Source organism: Rhizobium sp. C104, assembly GCF_022354505.1.
Classification (GTDB): Bacteria; Pseudomonadota; Alphaproteobacteria; order Rhizobiales; family Rhizobiaceae; genus Rhizobium; species Rhizobium redzepovicii.
This window is the reverse complement of the sequence record NZ_CP092348.1, coordinates 710,666-727,583: the sequence shown is the minus strand read 5'-3', so window position 1 is coordinate 727,583 and position 16,918 is coordinate 710,666. Positions and strand designations below refer to the sequence as shown.

Below are 16,918 nucleotides of genomic sequence, written 5' to 3'. Positions count from 1 at the left end.
AGGAGAGGGTTTACCGTGTGGCACCCCCTTGCTGTCCACCGGCTCGACTCGAAGCTAGAGGCTACCCCTCCTCCCGCATCGTCTCCCGCTGGGTGATCAGCCGGGCGCTGTGCTGGCCGCTGAGATAGATCCACAGCCAACTCCAGGCGACGGAGAAGCGCGAGCGGGTGCCGATCAGGAAGTAGATGTGGGCAAGGCCCCAGATCCACCAGGCGATCCATCCCTTCAGCTTGATACGGCCGAAATCGATAATCGCCGCACTCTGGCCGATCGTCGCAAGGCTGCCCTGATGCCGGTAGCGAAAAGGCGCTGGCGCCGATTTTCCCGACAGGCGGGCGCGGATGACCTTGGCGACATAGCCGCCCTGCTGCTTGGCCGCCGGCGCGATGCCCGGCACCGGTTTGCCGTCCCCGCGCATGACGGAAGCGGTGTCGCCGATGACGAAGACATCGGGCAGGCCAGGCGCGCTCAGATCCTTCTCGACGACGACGCGCCCCGCCCGGTCGGCCGGCACACCGAGCCAGCGGGCCGCCGGCGAGGCGGTGACGCCAGCCGCCCAGACGATCGTCCGGCTGGCGACGAAGGTCTCGCCGATCTTCACGCCGTCGGCGTTGCAGTCGGTCACCGGCCTACCGAGATGAATCTCGACGCCGAGTTTTTCCAGCGCCGTCTGAGCATAAGCCGAAAGCTCCTCGGCGAAGGTCGGCAGCACCCGCGGGCCCGCCTCGACCAGCACGACGCGGGTCTTGCGCGTATCGATGTTGCGGAATTCCTTCGGCAGCGTGAAATGCGCGAGCTCGGCGATAATGCCGGCAAGCTCGACGCCGGTCGGCCCGGCACCGACGATGGTGAAGGTAAGAAGCGCGTCGCGCGCGGCGGGATCGCGCTCCATCTCCGCCTTCTCAAAGGCAAGCAGCACGCGCCGGCGGATCGTCGTCGCATCCTCCAGCGTCTTCAGGCCGGGCGCCACCGGTTCCCATTCGTCACGACCGAAATAGGCATGCGTCGCCCCGGTCGCCAGCACCAGCGTATCGTAACCCAGAGTTATGCCGTTGCGCAGCGACACCGTCCTGGCGCCGCTGTCGACGCCGGTGACCTCGCCGAGGAGCACAGTCACATCGGGCCGGTCGGCATAGAGGCGGCGGATCGGCCAGGCGATCTCCGAGGTGGAAAGGATGGTGGTCGCCACCTGATAGAGCAGCGGCTGGAAAAGATGATGATTGCGCCGGTCAACGAGCGTGACCTTCACACCCGCCCCCTTCAACCCGTTGACGAGTTGCAGCCCGCCGAAACCGCCGCCGACAACGACGACATGATGATCGCTCATGACCTGCCCCTTTTGCGCCATTTCGCTCGAAACCAATGTGGCTTTTGCCGCGAATGTTGCAACTGCCGTTTCGGCATGCCTGCCCTGCGCCGCCGGCAGTGGAGAGGGTTCGATGATTATCGGCTTTTCCTGTGGGAAAGCTCATGGGAGCCGAACTCGGGCCGAGTCGTAACCACCCAGCCCGAGCGTCAGCCGCGGTTCAACACAGGCATGCCGTGTCGCCGGGTCGCAATACGGGGGTCGCCTCGAAGCAGTTCACGGCGCAGATGCGTAACGCGCCGATCAATAGGGACCGACGCACTGGCGACGGGGTCCGTGATAGGGCTGGAACGTATTGTCGAACGCCCTGTACGAACGATAGCGCGAATAGCACCAAGCCTCGTGGCTTCCGCCTCCTCCATAATAGGCAGAAGATGCATAGGCGCGGTACGGCCGGCCATAATAGCGGTAAGGCGAGCCATAGTAGCGATAGGGCGAACCATAATAGCGGTAAGGCGGACCGTAATAGCCGCCGTAGGGTGAGCCATAATACGAGCCGTAATAGGGCTGGGACAATGCGCCGCCTATGATCGTACCGACGGCCAGACCGCCCAAGGCCCAGCCCCAACCCGATCCATGACTGTGATGGTAACCACCGTGATGGCCGCCACCCCCGTGGCCATGGCCGCCATGCCATTGCACATACTCTGTCGGCTGCTGAGGTTCGATCCTGGGTGCGGTGATAGCCGGAAACGCCTGCGCCGGTACGCCGGGCATACCTATGATCAAGCATAACGCTGAAATGGTTAGCTTTCTCATGACTGTTCTCCTCTACTCCTCCAAGAGGAGGCATAGCTTCCCCTCCTCCTGAACCAAAGGTGAACGCAATATGTCGAAAAACGTTCCGTATCGAGGCAGATTAATCGCCATCGATGGCGCGGAGAACTATCGGCTTTTCATGCAATCGAGCCGTGCTTTTTCCAGAAGATTAAAAACTTGCCGCACGCTGTCGATTCCCAGAAGCTGAGGGTCTCTTGACAGGCTGGGCGTCCAGACGCCTGCCGTTTTGTATCGCTGAAAAGAAGACGTGCCGAATGTGATCGTCCCCCTACCGAAACTGCCCTCTTCGAGATTGATCGACGGCAGCAGGTCGAGTTGGGTGGCAGAGAAATTCGGAAGGAGACCGCTTCTGCGAATGATGACGCGCCGGTCGGTCAGGGCGTATTCGGTACGCGCCCGCACGGCCGCATCGACGACAAAGCGTGCCGCGATCAGGTAAAGGCCTATCAGAACGAACGGGATACCCCATAGGCGCATGAAAACCGGCGTTCCCGGCGTGGTCAATACGCTGGTCTCCCAAAAGAGAGCGAAGCCGCCCCAAAAAGAGAGAAGGGAACGAGGGCGAAATCCCACATTGTCAGACGAAATCCCTGTGCTGGACGCCCCGACCAAAGAAGTTTTTCGCCTGGCAGAAAATAGCTATGAATATCGCTGTTGCTCATATTATCGCAGCCTCTCAAAATGCCGTTTTATCGGGCATAGCCCACGGGTATCGCCATTCCCTGTTTCAACTCCTCCATCGAGATCGACGCCGAGACGTCGAAGAGTTCCAGCTTGCGCACGATCTGCTTATAAATGACATCGTAATGCTCGACGCGCGGCAGCACGATCTTCAGGATGTAATCGTGGTTGCCGGTCAGCCGGTGCGCTTCGACGATCTCGGGGATGTCGCTGATGATCCTGCGGAAGGTTTCCGTCCATTCGTCGGAATGGTGTGCCGTCTTGACGAGCGCGAAGACCGTCGTCGGCACGCCCATCCTTTCCCGGTCGAGCACGATGATGCGCCGAAGGATATGGCCGCTTTCCTCCAGCCGCTGAATGCGGCGCGAGCAGGCCGAGACCGATAGCGCCACGTATTCGGCCAGATCGGTCACGGATATGCCTGCATCTTTCTGCAGCGTGTCGAGAATGCGTCTGTCACGATCATCAAGCATGTGCCTTAAGGAAATCCTCCGCCCGATTTTTGCACGGTTTTTAAAAACTGCGCAAAACCATAGCAGATATTTGATATGGAAGACAAACAACGCAAACACACCGCGCGAGCATTGCGGCATCATTTTCAAAACTCGCAGCATGGGAGCATGAAGAGATGAAAACGATCGGCCTGATCGGCGGCATGAGTTTCGAAAGTTCGGCGGTCTATTATCGGCTCGTCAACGAGATGGTGCGCGCCCGCAAAGGCGGCCTTGCCTCGGCCGAGCTCATTCTGCATTCGGTCAATTTCGAGGAGATCGTCGCACTCCAGAAGGCAGGCGACTGGGCTGGCGCAGCTCGCCGCCTCGGCGAGGTGGCAGCGCGTCTTGAGGCCGCGGGCGCCGGCTGTATCCTCATCTGCACCAACACCATGCACCTGATTGCCGATGAGGTCGCCGGCAAGATCTCCGCGCCGCTGATCCACATCATCGACGAGACGGCGAAATCGCTGCATGCGGCCGGCCGTAAGCGTCCGCTGCTGCTTGCCACCCGCTACACGATGGAGCACGGATTCTATACCGACCGGATGAAGAGCCTCGGTCTCGATATCATGGTGCCCGACGCCGCCGACCGCACCACTGTGCACGACATCATTTTCAACGAGCTTTGCGCCGGCAGGGTGCACGACAGTTCGCGCGAAAAACTGATCGATATCATCGACCGCGCCGCAGAGCACGGCGCCGACAGCATCATCCTCGGCTGCACCGAGATCTGCCTGATCCTTGATCCCACCCGCCTGCCGCTCCCGGGCTTCGACACCACGTCGATCCATGCCCATGCGGCGGTGGATTTCGCTCTCGGCGACGACGAAGCGGAAACGGAAGAAGCTGCGTGAGTACGCTACAGTTTAGTTGACTCAGTCCACTAAATATATAACGAATGTCTTCGTTTGAAGGCCTCGGTCTCATCGACGAGCCTAGCTTACTTACGCGCCGTCATCCTCGACCTTGTGCAGAGGATCTGCTACCCATCGACCGGAAGCAGATGCTTGGAACAAGCCCGAGCATGACGAATGGTGAGTGGCCGGCCTTGTCGGCAAGTCCGAGGTCTCCATTGGGAGGCCTTTGCCATGTCCGATACCGCTCTCATCGAAACCGCCCGCGATTTCAACCGCTTCTACACGAACTTCCTCGGCCTCTTGAACAAGGCCTATCTCGACTCCCCCTTCACGCTGACGGATGCCCGCATTCTCTTCGAGATCGGATCGCATGACGGCATCAGCGCCGCAGCCCTTGTCCGCGACCTGCATCTCGACCCTGCCTATCTCAGCCGCATTCTCAAGCGCTTTCGCGCCGAAGGGCTAATCGAGACCAGTCCAGATCCGGCCGACCTGCGCAGCCAGATCATCGATGTCACCGATCGGGGACGCGCGCAGTTCGAGGAACTCGGCCGGCGCGCCAATGCCCAGATCGCCGCCCGATTCGACAATCTGGCGATCGGCGAACCGCAAGCCATCGTCTCGGCCATGGACACGATCCGCGCCCTGCTCGACCCGGCAGCCAAGCCCGCCCCCGCTGTCATCCGCGCCCACCGCGCCGGCGATATCGGTTGGATCGTTCAGAGCCAGAGCCGCTTCTACGCCGAGGAATATGGCTGGGACCTACGCTTCGAGGCGCTGGTCGCCGAGGTCGCCGGCAAATTCCTCGCCAATTTCGATCCCGCCAACGAATATTGCTGGATTGCCGAACGCGGCGGCGTCAATGTCGGCTCGGTCCTCGTCACCAATGGCGGCGATGGCATCGCCAAGCTGCGGCTGCTCTATGTCGACAAGTCGGCCCGCGGCCTCGGGCTCGGCAAGCTGCTGGTCGACGAATGCATCCGCTTTTGCAGGCAGAAAGGCTACCGCGAACTTCAGCTCTGGACCAATGACATGCTGGAGACCGCCCGCGCCATCTACGTCAAATCAGGCTTCCGCCTTGTCTCCGAAGAAGACATCGCATGTTCGGCCCCGAAGCGAATGGCCAAAACTGGGTTCTCACCCTCTGAATCACTGCGTCGCAAAATTTCGCTTGATTTGGAAACGTTCATTTCCTAATTAGGCGTACATGAATGCAACGACACTCCAACTGAAAACCCGCAGTCGCGGCCGTCCGCGGGAATTCGACGCCGAGGCGGCACTCGACGCGGCGCTGCGTGTCTTTTCCGAGCGCGGCTACCATGCCGCCTCGATCAGCGAACTGACCGAAGCCATGGGGCTTGCCGCCGGCAGTGTCTACAAGGCCTTCGGCGATAAGCGCGGCATCTTCCTCGCCGCCTTCGACCGCTACCGTGCCGTGCGTCGCGGCCTGCTCGATGCCAAGCTGGCACGTGCAGAGACCGGCCGCGACAAGCTCCATGCGCTCATCACCTTCTTTGCCGGCTCTTCCCACGGTGAAATCGGCAGGCAGGGCTGCCTCGTCGTCGGCAGCGCCGGCGATCTCGCCCTCTTCGACGAAGAGGCGGCTGAGCGCGTCGCCACCGCCTTCATCACCGACGAAACGCTTCTCGCCGACCTCATTCGCCTCGGCCAGTCCGACGGCTCGATTTCGGCGGATATCGATGTATCGGCTGTGGCACTTGCGCTTCTCTGCCTCACCAAGGGCATGCGCGTCATCGGCAAGACGGAACGCAGTGGCGAAGAAATGGCCGCGGCTGCCGAAGCCGCGATGAAGCTGGTGACCTGACTTCCGCCCAGGGGAATGCCTGCATTCCCCTGCGCGCCCGGAAACGGGTGGCCGCCGGCAGACCGATTTGCGATTAATCCATTCAATCATACCGGAGTTTCTGATGAGCATTTCAGCCACCGCGCCGGATAAGGCCATTCCACGGGCGCTATCCCCTGGCTCACCTTTCTTTTTGCCGCCGCCTGCGGTCTGGTGGCCGCCAATCTCTACTACGGCCAGCCGCTTGCCGGTCCGATCAGCGCCGAGTCTCGGTTTCACGCCTGCCGCAACCGGCCTGATCGTCACGCTGACGCAGATCGGCTACGGCCTCGGCCTGCTGCTGATCGTGCCACTCGGTGACCTCACGGAGAACCGCCGGCTTGTGCTGCTGCTGGTTGCCGTCTCCGCTGTTGCGCTGATCGGTGCGGCCCTGGCTTCGACACCCACAGCCTTCCTCGTCGCCTCGCTCTGCATCGGCCTTTCATCGGTCGCCGTTCAGGTCCTGGTTCCCTTTGCCGCCAACATGGCGCCCGACGCGACACGCGGACAGGTCGTCGGCAACGTCATGAGTGGCCTGCTCTGCGGCATCATGCTGGCCCGCCCCTTCGCAAGCTTCGTCGCCGAGGCCTCGTCCTGGCATGTGGTCTATTATGTCACCGCAGCGCTGATGATCGTGCTCGCAGTCATCCTGCGCGCCAACCTGCCGGTGCGCGTGCCGAAGACGAAGCTGCGCTACGGCGAGTTGCTGGCTTCCATGGGCCACTTGGCGCTGACCTCACGCGTGCTGCAGCGCCGGGCGCTTTATCAGGCCGGCATGTTCGGCGCCTTCAGCCTGTTCTGGACGACGACACCGCTGCTGCTCGCAAGCCCGGCCTTCGGCCTGACGCAAAACGGCATCGCCCTCTTTGCGCTTGCCGGCGCTGCCGGCGCCGTTGCCTCGCCGATTGCCGGCCGGCTTGCCGATCGCGGCATGACGAAAATTGCCTCGACGCTTGCCATGCTGCTCGGCATGGCTTCCTTCCTGATCAGCCATTTCGCCGCGGACGGCTCGCTGACCGCCCTGATCCTACTGACTGTGGCGGCGATCATGCTCGATTTCGGGGTGACGACCAATCTCGTCTGCGGCCAGCGTGCCATCTATGGCTTGAACCCGGAACATCGCAGCCGGCTGAACGGCCTGTTCATGGCCACCTTCTTCGCCGGCGGCGCGCTCGGCTCGGCGCTCGGCGGCTGGGCCTATGCGACCGGCGGCTGGACGATGACCGCCTGGATCGGCTTCGCCTTCCCGGCGCTTGCTTTCCTGCTGTTCCTCACGGAACGGCGCGACAGGTAAGCTGACCTGACGCATAATCCCGAAAATCGGAGTCGATCTCAGGATGATACGTGAGTTAAAGTACGAGGACGACAGGGTTTTCTCGTTCTTACAGGGATGCTTCCGGCATGCAAATGGATGAAGAAAAGATCGACGATGCCGTTCTCGCTTTGCTCTGGCTGACGCTGCATGACGGCGATCGGGCCTGGAAAGGGTTCGACTGGGACGCGATGGATCGTTTGTACAAGAAGGGTCTGATTGCCAATCCCGCGGGCAAGGCCAAATCAGTTGTTCTGAGCGACGAAGGGTTGCAGCGGTCGGAGGAATTGTTCCGCGCTCTGTTTACGCGATCGACGTAAAAGAGGCCCTCACCCTTAACCATCGGCGGAATCGAAATGTGAGCGGGCGGCTCGCACCGCATCATGGTTGGCTTCCGCCCAGTTCAACAGCTGCGACAGCGGCTGGTAGAGCGAGCGGCCCAGTTCGGTCATCGAATATTCGACGCTCGGCGGTTTGGTCGGGAAGACCTCACGAGCGATATAACCGTCCCTTTGCAGATCACGCAGCGTCTGTGTCAGCATGCGCTGCGAAATATCGGGCAGCATCCGCCGCAACTCACCGAACCGACGGGGCTCCGCCGCCAGCACTTCGAGCAGCAGCGTCGACCATTTTCCGCCGATCTGCTGCATCATGTCCCTGACCGGGCAGTTGGAAAAATCAAGGCTGGCAAGATCGATCTTGCGCCGCGCCCCCGGCATCCTGTTTTTCAGACTGACGACCGCGCCGCTCATGAGCTGGTTCCCTTTTGGTAACGTAGAGCCGAAAAACTGCCTCCTTTACACCGCCAGTCAATTCCTATTCTAGTGCTGCTCTCTTTTTGAGACTACCTATCGAGCATAGAAGGAACCGACTTATGAGCGAAACCATCCTGGTCACCGGCGCCGCCGGACAGCTCGGCCAGCGCATCATCCATCACCTCATCGAGACCTATAAGGTCGCCCCCGGCCAGATCATCGCGGCGACGCGCAACCCGGAAAAGCTCGCCGAACTCGCAAACAGGGGCGTTATCACCCGCAAGGCCGATTTCGATGACGCGGCAGGCCTCGAGAAGGCGTTCGCCGGCGTCGACCGCCTGCTGATCATCAGCACCGATGCGCTGGATACCCCCGGCAAACGCCTCGCCCAGCACAAGGCGGCCGTTGCCGCTGCCGCCAAGGCTGGCGTCAAGCACATCGCCTATACCTCGATGCCGGCGCCGGACGATTCGCTCGTCACCTTCGCGCCTGATCATCTCGGCAGCGAAAACGCCATCAAGGCGAGCGGCCTCGCCTACACGATCATCCGCGACGCCTGGTATCACGACAATTACCTGCACAGCATGCCGCACAACCTGCAGGGCGGCAAATGGTACAGCGCCACGGGCGACGGCAAGGTCTCGACGATCTCGCGTGACGACTGCGCCCTGGCGATCGCCGCCGTCCTTGCCTCCGGCACATCGGACAGCGCCACCTACACGCTGACCGGTGCGGTGTCTCTCGACAACCGCCAGATCGCCGGCATCGCCGCCGAAGCCGCCGGCAAGCCACTCGAAGTGGTCGACGTCAATGACGAACAGCTCGGTCAGGGCATGCGCGGTGCCGGCCTCCCCGGCTTCGTCGCCGACATGCTGGTGTCGGCCGACGCCAACATCCGCGCCGGTAAGTTCGACATCGTCACCGAGGATTTCACCAAGCTGACGGGCAAACGGCCGCAATCGCTGAAGGATTTCTTCGTGGCGCATAAGGCTGCTTTGACGGCTTGAGACCGAGGCTTGCCCCCTTCCTCGGATTTCACCTGAGGACGGGGGCACGGCATGCTTGATCCTTGAGTGGAAGAAGCTCCTCATTGCAGAGGAGTCATTCACGGCGGGACGTGCCGTGGCTGGATTCCTGTGACAAGCACAGGAATCCAGCGCGCCCAAGTCCTTGGGCGCAGGGCACTCTTCCCTCGCGGCAAATTGAGTGAGTTCGCGATCAAACCTTCTGCCCACACGCCCTGCAGAACCGCCTGACCGTCTCGGCCATGCCATATTCCAGCGCATCGGCGGTCAGCCCATGGCCGATCGACACCTCGGCAAGCGCCGGAATGCGCTTCACCAGATCGGGCAGGTTTGCGACCGTCAGGTCGTGGCCGGCATTAACGGCAAGGCCGATCGCCAGCGCCGCATCCGCCGTCCGTCCGAGCGCTTCGAGAATCGGGGCCGCCCGTTCCGGCGCATCGTAACAGCCGCCATAGGGACCGGTATAAAGTTCGATCCGGTCGGCGGCGACGGCCTTGGCGATCTCGACGGCTTCAGCATCCCCGTCTCCGTCGGCAAACAGCGACACCCGGCATCCCATCGTCTTCAGCCGTGCGACGGCATCGGTCAGAAATGCCCGGTGCTTGCGGAAATCCCAGCCGTGATCCGAGGTCGCCTGCGCGGGATCGTCAGGCACCAGCGTCACCTGCTCGGGCGCGGCTCCGGCGCAGAGGTCAAAAAATTCCTCCGTGGGATAACCTTCGATGTTGAACTCGGCGTTCGGGAATTCGTCATCGATCAGATTGCGGATCACGGGCAGGTCGGAAAAGCGAATGTGGCGCTGGTCGGGGCGCGGATGCACCGTCAGGCCGCTCGCTCCTGACGCAAGGGCGATTCGCCCCAGCGCTTCGACGCTCGGCCAGGGCAGGTCGCGCCGGTTGCGCAGCATGGCGACGGCGTTGAGGTTCACGGAGAGCTTGGCGGGCATGGCTGGCATCCATCGGTCACGGAAACGGGATGCCCTGCTTTAAGCCAAGTGCTCTGCAATGGCCAACGAGATTCGCAGATGGATGCGATGCCGGACGTTGATGAAACCCAAGCATTTCAATCGAACATCGACGGCAAGCGTAGCGCAAACAGTAATTCCCGCTACCTTCCGAAGATGGCCGGATCATGCGGCAGCGCAGCACATGTTTTGCTGCAGCACAGAAGGCGTGCCGGCAAAATATGCCCTTACGTTGCTATCCCATTTAAAAGAGATTATTTTTAGCACTTATAAAAGAGATCGTTCACGCATAACGTGGACATTGTATCGCGTAAACGTAGGCCGCGTACTGCTTCTTTCCCAATGACAAGAACGCCCAGAGGAAAACCCCACTCGCCGCGCCTGGGAAGCAACTGGCAAATCCGCATGAGGTGCAACACGATGCCCTAGGAGGGTTCATGCCAGACGGTTCCAAACGCCTGTTTGCTGCCGCCGGTATCGCTTCGGAGGTCCGGTCGAAATACCGGTTTCTGCCTTCGGCCGCGCTGCCGCCGGATCTACCGGACGGTCCGGTGCCAATCGCCGATATGGCCAACGCATTCGGCGTTACGCACAGGACACTGCATTTCTACGAAGAAAAGGGGTTGATTTCTGCCAATCGAATCGGGCTGATGCGGGTCTACGGCCAGGACGACGTGATGCGCATGGCTGTGATCACCGTCTGCCGCGAGACCGGCATGCCGATCGCCGTCATCCAGGAATTGATGGACGAGCTTCGCAAGGCCGATTCGCAGGAAAGGGCCGAAGCGATGTTCCGCGAGGCGCTGCAGGTGCGCAAGCGCGAGCTGACTGCAGAGATGTCGACGCTGCACCGCCAGCTCCAGCAGGTGGGCGACCTTCTGGATTACGACAACAGTGTCGAAGAGCCGCCGCTCAACGACAACCAGGACAGCGCAAGCCTGACCCCGCAGGAGCGGCGTTGCCTGGAACTGATGGCGGAGGGCTATTCCACCCAGCGAATCGCCCGGGCGCTCGATCTGAAGCATGATGAGACGAGGGATCTCGAAGCCGCAATCATCCTGAAATTCCGCGCCAACAACCGCTTCCAGGCGATCGCCAAGGCCGTTCTGCTCGGCATCGTGCAGGCATAACCTTGAACGCCTGACTGCACCGCGGGCAAGCCTGGCCCACGCTCTCGACGGCCGCCACCGTCGCCTCCCGCCAATCCTATCAGCGCACGATCGTCAGCGTCTCCGCCGCGCGTGTGATGGCCGTATAAAGCCAGCGTTCCCGCGTATCGCGAAACGCCCAGCTCTCGTCGAAGAGCACGACGTCGTTCCATTGCGAACCCTGCGCCTTGTGAACGGTCAGTGCATAGCCGTAGTCGAACTCGTCGTAGCGCTTGCGGGTGTTCCAGGGGATTTCGCCTTCGACATCCTCGAAGGCCTGTTTCAGGAGCTTGATCTTGGCGGCGCCCCGATCCATGTCGTCGTCTTCGGGCCGGACCAGCAGATTGATGCCGGGCTTCGTCGTTTCCTTGGACGAGGTCATCACCTGCCAGAGCGAGCCGTTGAGCAGGCCTTTGGCCGGATCGTTGCGGAGGCAGACGAGTTTGTCGCCGGTCTGCGGATACTCGGCATTAAAGCCTTTCAACTCGCGCAGGCGCTGATTATAGCGCCGCCGCGTCCTGTTGGTGCCGACGAGCACCTGGTCGGCTTTCATCACGAGATCCTGCGTAACCTCGTTCTTCGAGATCACCTTGGCCGTGCCGTAATCGCCATACATCACCTCATTGCCCTCACGCACCTGCATGGCGAGCTTGATGATCGGATTGTCGCGCGCCTGCCGGTGGATATCGGTCAGCAGGTAATCCGGATCTTGATTGGTGAAGTATCCGCCGCCGCTGACCGGCGGCAACTGGCCGGGATCGCCGAGCACCAGGATCGGCGTGCCGAAGCTCATCAGATCCTTGCCGAGCGCCTCGTCCACCATCGAGCATTCGTCGACGATGATCAGCGCCGCCTTGGCGACCGGGCTTTGCCGGTTGATCGAAAACATCGGCGCGATCGAGGTCTTGCCGGTCTCTTCGTCCTCCACTGCCTCCTCGCCGCGTGGCCGGTAGATCAGCGAATGGATCGTCTTGGCGTTGGAGGCGCCGCGCGAGCGCAGCACTTGTGCCGCCTTGCCGGTGAAGGCGGCAAACAGCACGTCGCCGTCGACATTCTCGGCGAAATGCTTGGCAAGCGTCGTCTTTCCCGTCCCGGCATAGCCGAACAGGCGGAAGAGTGGCGAGCGCCCTTCATTCAGCCATTTCGAAACAGCCTTGAGGGCTTCATCTTGTTGCGGCGCAAATTGCATGATCGGAGGACTTGGCAGGATTCGCGGACGTTAGGCAAGGCGGAAAACCGCAAATCGCCCAGCGGGATGATCATCCCTCCCAGCGCCGGTCCATGCCGCTCGCGCACATCGACGGGTCCCGCCCGATGGCATCGGTCAGAAAATCCAGAACCGTCTTGACGCGCAGCGGCATGTTCCGTCTCGAGGGATAGACGACGGTGATCGGCAGCCGGCTTGGCTGAAAATCCTCCATCACGGGGATCAGCCGGCCGGCGGCGATATCGGGCCCGGCGATGATATGGGAGAGCACCGCCAGTCCCGCACCGGCAAGGGCTGCTCTGTGAATGGCGACGGCACTGCAGGCGGTCAGCCGCGGCGAGATCCGAATCGAAAGGTCTTCGGAGCCGTTGGAGAACGACCATGTCGCGGCATCGCCCGCCCTGTTGTAGCACAGGCATTCATGGTCCTTGATGTCCTTCGGCGTCCGCGGCGGCGCCTTGCGCGCGAGATAGGCGGGCGAGGCGACGAGGAAGGCCGTCGTCCAGCCGATCCGGCGGCAGACGAGGCTGCTGTCGGCGACCGAACCGAGGCGCACTTCGAGGTCGAGGCGCTCCTCGATCATATCGGAGCTCTGCTCCCTGAAGAGCAGTTCGACTGAAAGTTTCGGATGGGCGGCGAGAAGATAGCCCAGCCGCTCGCTCAGATAGAGGCCGAGCGGTGCCGGAACACTGAGCCTGACCTTCCCGGAAGCCATGACGCCGTCCGATCCGGTGGCATCGCCGAGTTCCTCCACCGCTTCGAGAATTCTGAGCGCCATCGGCAGCATCCGCTCCCCCTCCGCCGTCAGCGACAGGCCGCTCGTCGTGCGGTGCAGGAGGCGCGTGTTGAAATGCCCCTCAAGGGCCGCGACCTGCCGCGAGACCGCCGGCTGAGTCACGTCGAGATCGTGTGCCGCCGCCGAAAACGAGCCCGTCTCCACGACGCGCTGGAAGGTCCGCAATGCCGAAACGATATCCATCTCTGCCCCCTCATACTTTTGTGCATAGGCTTTATGCAGACAGACTAGGCTGGAATGGCTTTACAGTCCAGCAATTAAGGATATCCTTCATCCATAAGGATATCAGATATCCTTAATTAACGGAGAGACGACATGACCCAGCGATTGAACTACGCCCAGCAGTCCCCCGAGCTTTTCAAGAAGTTCATGGAATTCAGCATGGCATTGCGCAGCAGCGTGATCGACGAGAAGCTTCAGGCCCTCATCGAGATCCGCGCTTCCCAGATCAATGGATGCGGCTTTTGCCTCGACATGCATGTGAAGCAGGCAAAGATCCACGGCGAGACGGAACTGCGGCTCCATCACGTCGCCATCTGGCGGGAATCGAACCTCTTCGTCCCGCGCGAGCGGGCAGCCCTTGCCTGGACCGAAGCGCTGACGAAACTTCCAGAAGGCGGCATTCCCGACGAGATTTACGAACGGGTTCGCGGCCAGCTTTCCGAAAAGGAAATCTCCGATCTGACCTTCGTCGTCATGGCGATCAATGCCTGGAACCGCGTCAATGTCGGCTTCAAGACCGTCCCCGGTTCCGCCGACAAGGCGTACGGCCTCGACAAGGCCGGCTTGAACTAACCCTCACAATTCATTGAGAAGATTCACCTTTGACGCTGCCGCACCTCCGGCAGCGAACGGAGATCTGTTATGAAAATCGTCGTCATCGGCGGAACCGGCCTCATCGGTTCGAAGACTGTCGAACGCCTGCGCCTAAAGGGGCATGAGGTGATTGCCGCCTCGCCGAATTCCGGCGTCAATACGATCACGGGAGAAGGATTGGCAGCGGCGCTTGAGGGCGCGGAAGTCGTCCTCGATCTTGCCAATTCGCCGTCCTTCGAAGACAAAGCCGTCCTCGAATTCTTCGAGACCTCGGGGCGCAATCTTCTCGCCGCCGAGAAGACTGCCGGCGTGAAGCACCATATCGCGCTCTCCGTCGTCGGCACCGAGCGGCTACAGGACAGCGGCTATTTCCGCGGCAAGCTCGCCCAGGAAAAGCTGATCAAGGCGTCGGGCATTCCCTATACCATCGTGCATTCGACGCAGTTCATGGAATTCCTGGGCGGCATCGCCCAGTCGGGCACGGTCGGCCAGACGGTTCGCCTGTCGCAGGCCTATGTGCAGCCGATCGCCTCCGACGATGTCGCCGATGCCATGGCTGACGTGGCGCTGTCGGCCCCCGCCAACGCCACGATCGAAATATCAGGTCCGGAACGGGCCCGCTTGAGCGAACTCGTCGCCCGATATCTGAAGGCGATGAAAGACCCGCGCACCGTCGAGGCCGATCCGGAAGCAAAATATTTCGGCGTCCGGCTCAACGACCAGTCGCTTGTTTCCGACAACAACCCGCGGCTCGGTTCGATCAGCTTCGAAGAATGGTTCGCAAAATCCGCCCAGTCGAAGTGATCTTGCCCCGGGGCGCGACCACTGGGGCGCGTCCTCCCACACCAGCAAAGATGGAGATTCCAATGATCAGAGCATCGATCCTTGCCGCCGCCCTCACCTGCCTGGCGGCCACCGGCGCCGGCGCTAACGACAACAGCAAATCTGCCAAGGTCACCCTCGTCTACGAGCACGAACTTCCGAACGTGCCGGGCAAGAGCATCAAGGGCGTGCTGGTCGAATACGGCCCGGGCGGCTTCTCCGACGGCCATACTCATCCGGACTCCGCCTTCATCTACGCCACCGTGCTCGAAGGCGCGATCCGCAGCCAGGTCAATGACGGCCCGGTCAAGGTCTATCATGCCGGCGAGAGTTTCTCCGAAATGCCGGGCGACCGCCACGGCGTCAGCGCCAACGGCAGCGAGACGAAGCCCGCCCGCCTGCTCGCCGTCTTCGTCGTCGACACCGACCAGAAAGAGCTGACTTATCCCCTCAAGAAGTAAGGGCCGCCAAACCCGTCCGCGCGGGGCCGATGCTTGCGCGGACGGCCGACATGCTCGATCATGGGCCGCCCGCTCACCCCGGAGAACCGAGACAGATGATCTATGACGCGCTCTTCGGCAAGCCTCTGATATCACTGATAACAGTCGGCTTCGCCGGAATCGTCGTCTGGCACCTGCTGTCCCGCCAGCGGCCGACGACGCGTCTGGTGGTGCAGATCGTCTTTTTTGGCGTGATGACGCTGATCCTCGTCGGCAGCGGCATCGAACCCCACCGGTTTCAAGGTTATGGGTCCGAGGATCCGCAGGCTTTGCTCGTCATTGTCGCGAAGACGCTCTGGTGGATTCACCTGGCATGGGCTTTCATCGGTTTCATCAGGCTGTATCTGGTGCTGGAAGGCAGCCCCCGAGAGGCTCGCCTGCTGCAGGATCTCGTCATCGGCGTCGTCTATATCGGCATGGCCCTGTCGGTTCTGGCCTTCGTCTTCGGCGTGCCATCGGGACCCTCGTTGCGACCTCGGGCGTAGTCGCTATCATTCTTGGCCTTGCTCTCCAGAACACGCTCGCCGACGTTTTCTCCGGCATCGCGCTGACACTCGGCCGGCCTTATGTCATCGGCGACTGGATTCTTTTGAGCGATGGCACGGAAGGGCGCGTCGTCGAGAGCAACTGGCGCGCGACGCATATCCTAACCAGCGCCAACAATATCGTCGTTCTGCCGAACAGTTTTCTCGCCAAGCTCGGCCTGACGAATGTCAGCCGGCCGGACGAGAGCCATCTCCTTGTCCTCACCATCCGCATCGCCCCGACACGGATGCCGGCATCGGTCCGCCAAGTCATGTTATCGGCGCTGACGAGCTGCAATTCGATCGTGCGCGACCCGCCGCCGGTCGTCGCACTAAAGGGGCTGGACGCCACCGCGCTCGAAGTCGAGCTGCAGTTCCGGGTGACGAGCCCGAGCCGGCGTGTCCAGGCGCGAAACGAGGTGCTCGATCTCGTCTATCGCCACTGCAAATCGGCCGGCCTGCTTCTCGCCGTTCCGGCGGCGGCCTCGGTGCTGACGGGCGATCTGCCGACCGAAGAGAGCGCTCGACCGCCGCGGGTGACGCCGCTCGAACTCATCGAGGCCATTCCGATCTTTGCGACGCTGACGGCAGATGAAAAGCAGAAGCTTGCCGAGACCACTGCCGTGCGTGAATTCCGCAAGGGCGACGTGATTGTGCGGGAGGGGGAAATGCTGCCGTCGCTGATGATGGTGCGGGCCGGCATTATTGCAGCGCGGCACGGCGATGGGGAACGCGGGCGGCTCGCACCAGGTGATTTTTTCGGTGAGACCGGGCTGCTCGCGGGCATGCAGGAAGTCTGCACGCTCGAGGCTCTGACCCCGGTGACGGTCTATGAAATCGATCAACAGGCATTCGCTCCGTTGCTGAACCAGCGTCCGGCGCTGGCGGAAGAAATCGCCGAAGAGCTCGCCAGCCGCGCGGAGCGCTTTCGCGACGCAGCACTCCCCCGGAACCCGCCCACAGCGCGCACGCCATTCTGAAAACCATCAGGACAATCTTCAGGGGCTAGCACGATAATAAGACGCGCG

The 16,918-nt window shown here is 61.7% G+C and carries 17 protein-coding genes and 3 pseudogenes; 12 read left to right on the top strand and 8 right to left on the bottom strand.

Going from position 1 to position 16,918, the window contains the following annotated elements; translation table 11 throughout:
* Positions 1–61: 61 nt before the first annotated feature.
* The 4 genes from MF410_RS04645 to MF410_RS04630 all read right to left on the bottom strand — a co-directional run bounded on the left by MF410_RS04645 (position 62) and on the right by MF410_RS04630 (position 3,300).
* Positions 62–1,327, bottom strand: coding sequence for an NAD(P)/FAD-dependent oxidoreductase (locus MF410_RS04645; protein ID WP_097629385.1), 1,266 nt, complete (start codon positions 1,325–1,327; stop codon positions 62–64).
* Between the two features lie 282 nt (positions 1,328–1,609).
* Positions 1,610–2,125 (bottom strand): BA14K family protein, encoded by a 516-nt coding sequence (locus MF410_RS04640; protein WP_097629336.1) that lies wholly within the window; start codon positions 2,123–2,125, stop codon positions 1,610–1,612.
* A gap of 126 nt (positions 2,126–2,251) precedes the next feature.
* A complete protein-coding gene (locus MF410_RS04635; RefSeq protein WP_239620210.1) occupies positions 2,252–2,650 on the bottom strand; it encodes a PH domain-containing protein in 399 nt (132 codons plus the stop codon).
* 185 nt (positions 2,651–2,835) lie between these two features.
* Entirely contained in the window at positions 2,836–3,300 is a 465-nt protein-coding gene (locus MF410_RS04630; RefSeq protein ID WP_097629334.1) for an Lrp/AsnC family transcriptional regulator, read from the bottom strand.
* Positions 3,301–3,455: 155 nt separating this feature from the next.
* Here MF410_RS04630 and MF410_RS04625 point away from each other — a divergent pair, with 155 nt between their 5' ends.
* From MF410_RS04625 to MF410_RS04605, 5 genes and pseudogenes are all read left to right on the top strand, one after another.
* Positions 3,456–4,175: an aspartate/glutamate racemase family protein gene (locus MF410_RS04625; RefSeq protein ID WP_097629333.1), complete on the top strand. Its 720-nt coding sequence runs from the start codon at positions 3,456–3,458 to the stop codon at positions 4,173–4,175.
* Between the two features lie 234 nt (positions 4,176–4,409).
* Positions 4,410–5,326 (top strand): annotated as a pseudogene (locus MF410_RS04620) (helix-turn-helix domain-containing GNAT family N-acetyltransferase).
* 59 nt (positions 5,327–5,385) lie between these two features.
* Positions 5,386–6,003 (top strand): TetR/AcrR family transcriptional regulator, encoded by a 618-nt coding sequence (locus MF410_RS04615; protein ID WP_097629331.1) that lies wholly within the window; start codon positions 5,386–5,388, stop codon positions 6,001–6,003.
* Between the two features lie 103 nt (positions 6,004–6,106).
* A pseudogene (locus MF410_RS04610) lies at positions 6,107–7,315 on the top strand (MFS transporter).
* A gap of 107 nt (positions 7,316–7,422) precedes the next feature.
* Positions 7,423–7,653, top strand: coding sequence for a DUF6429 family protein (locus MF410_RS04605; protein ID WP_097629329.1), 231 nt, complete (start codon positions 7,423–7,425; stop codon positions 7,651–7,653).
* Positions 7,654–7,668: 15 nt separating this feature from the next.
* On the opposite strand, the gene MF410_RS04600 is transcribed toward MF410_RS04605, so the two are convergent.
* Complete coding sequence (locus MF410_RS04600) at positions 7,669–8,085, bottom strand: helix-turn-helix domain-containing protein (RefSeq protein ID WP_097629328.1); 417 nt, start codon at positions 8,083–8,085, stop codon at positions 7,669–7,671.
* A gap of 122 nt (positions 8,086–8,207) precedes the next feature.
* On the opposite strand from MF410_RS04600, the gene MF410_RS04595 reads away from it, so the two are divergent.
* Positions 8,208–9,095 (top strand): SDR family oxidoreductase, encoded by an 888-nt coding sequence (locus MF410_RS04595; protein ID WP_097629327.1) that lies wholly within the window; start codon positions 8,208–8,210, stop codon positions 9,093–9,095.
* Positions 9,096–9,306: 211 nt separating this feature from the next.
* Here the strand turns inward: MF410_RS04595 and MF410_RS04590 are convergent, their stop codons facing one another.
* Positions 9,307–10,059, bottom strand: coding sequence for a pyridoxine 5'-phosphate synthase (locus MF410_RS04590; RefSeq protein ID WP_097629326.1), 753 nt, complete (start codon positions 10,057–10,059; stop codon positions 9,307–9,309).
* Between the two features lie 78 nt (positions 10,060–10,137).
* Between MF410_RS04590 and MF410_RS04585 the strand changes: the two genes are divergently transcribed.
* Both MF410_RS04585 and MF410_RS04580 read left to right on the top strand, forming a co-directional pair.
* Positions 10,138–10,341: a hypothetical protein gene (locus MF410_RS04585; RefSeq protein WP_131711353.1), complete on the top strand. Its 204-nt coding sequence runs from the start codon at positions 10,138–10,140 to the stop codon at positions 10,339–10,341.
* 173 nt (positions 10,342–10,514) lie between these two features.
* Positions 10,515–11,207, top strand: a complete 693-nt coding sequence (locus MF410_RS04580; RefSeq protein WP_097629325.1) for a MerR family transcriptional regulator — start codon at positions 10,515–10,517, stop codon at positions 11,205–11,207.
* A 79-nt stretch (positions 11,208–11,286) separates the two neighbouring features.
* Here the strand turns inward: MF410_RS04580 and MF410_RS04575 are convergent, their stop codons facing one another.
* Both MF410_RS04575 and MF410_RS04570 read right to left on the bottom strand, forming a co-directional pair.
* Positions 11,287–12,414: an ATP-dependent RecD-like DNA helicase gene (locus MF410_RS04575; RefSeq protein ID WP_003593484.1), complete on the bottom strand. Its 1,128-nt coding sequence runs from the start codon at positions 12,412–12,414 to the stop codon at positions 11,287–11,289.
* Between the two features lie 70 nt (positions 12,415–12,484).
* Positions 12,485–13,411 carry a LysR family transcriptional regulator gene (locus MF410_RS04570; RefSeq protein ID WP_097629324.1) on the bottom strand — a complete coding sequence of 309 codons (927 nt, stop codon included), beginning with the start codon at positions 13,409–13,411 and terminating at the stop codon, positions 12,485–12,487.
* Positions 13,412–13,543: 132 nt separating this feature from the next.
* Between MF410_RS04570 and MF410_RS04565 the strand changes: the two genes are divergently transcribed.
* The 4 genes and pseudogenes from MF410_RS04565 (at position 13,544) to MF410_RS04550 (ending at position 16,899) form a co-directional block, all read left to right on the top strand.
* Positions 13,544–14,023 (top strand): carboxymuconolactone decarboxylase family protein, encoded by a 480-nt coding sequence (locus MF410_RS04565; RefSeq protein ID WP_003593481.1) that lies wholly within the window; start codon positions 13,544–13,546, stop codon positions 14,021–14,023.
* 69 nt (positions 14,024–14,092) lie between these two features.
* Positions 14,093–14,848, top strand: a complete 756-nt coding sequence (locus tag MF410_RS04560) for an SDR family oxidoreductase (protein WP_097629323.1) — start codon at positions 14,093–14,095, stop codon at positions 14,846–14,848.
* A gap of 62 nt (positions 14,849–14,910) precedes the next feature.
* Complete coding sequence (locus MF410_RS04555) at positions 14,911–15,327, top strand: cupin domain-containing protein (protein ID WP_097629322.1); 417 nt, start codon at positions 14,911–14,913, stop codon at positions 15,325–15,327.
* Between the two features lie 95 nt (positions 15,328–15,422).
* Positions 15,423–16,899, top strand: a pseudogene (locus tag MF410_RS04550) (mechanosensitive ion channel family protein).
* Positions 16,900–16,918 lie beyond the last annotated feature (19 nt).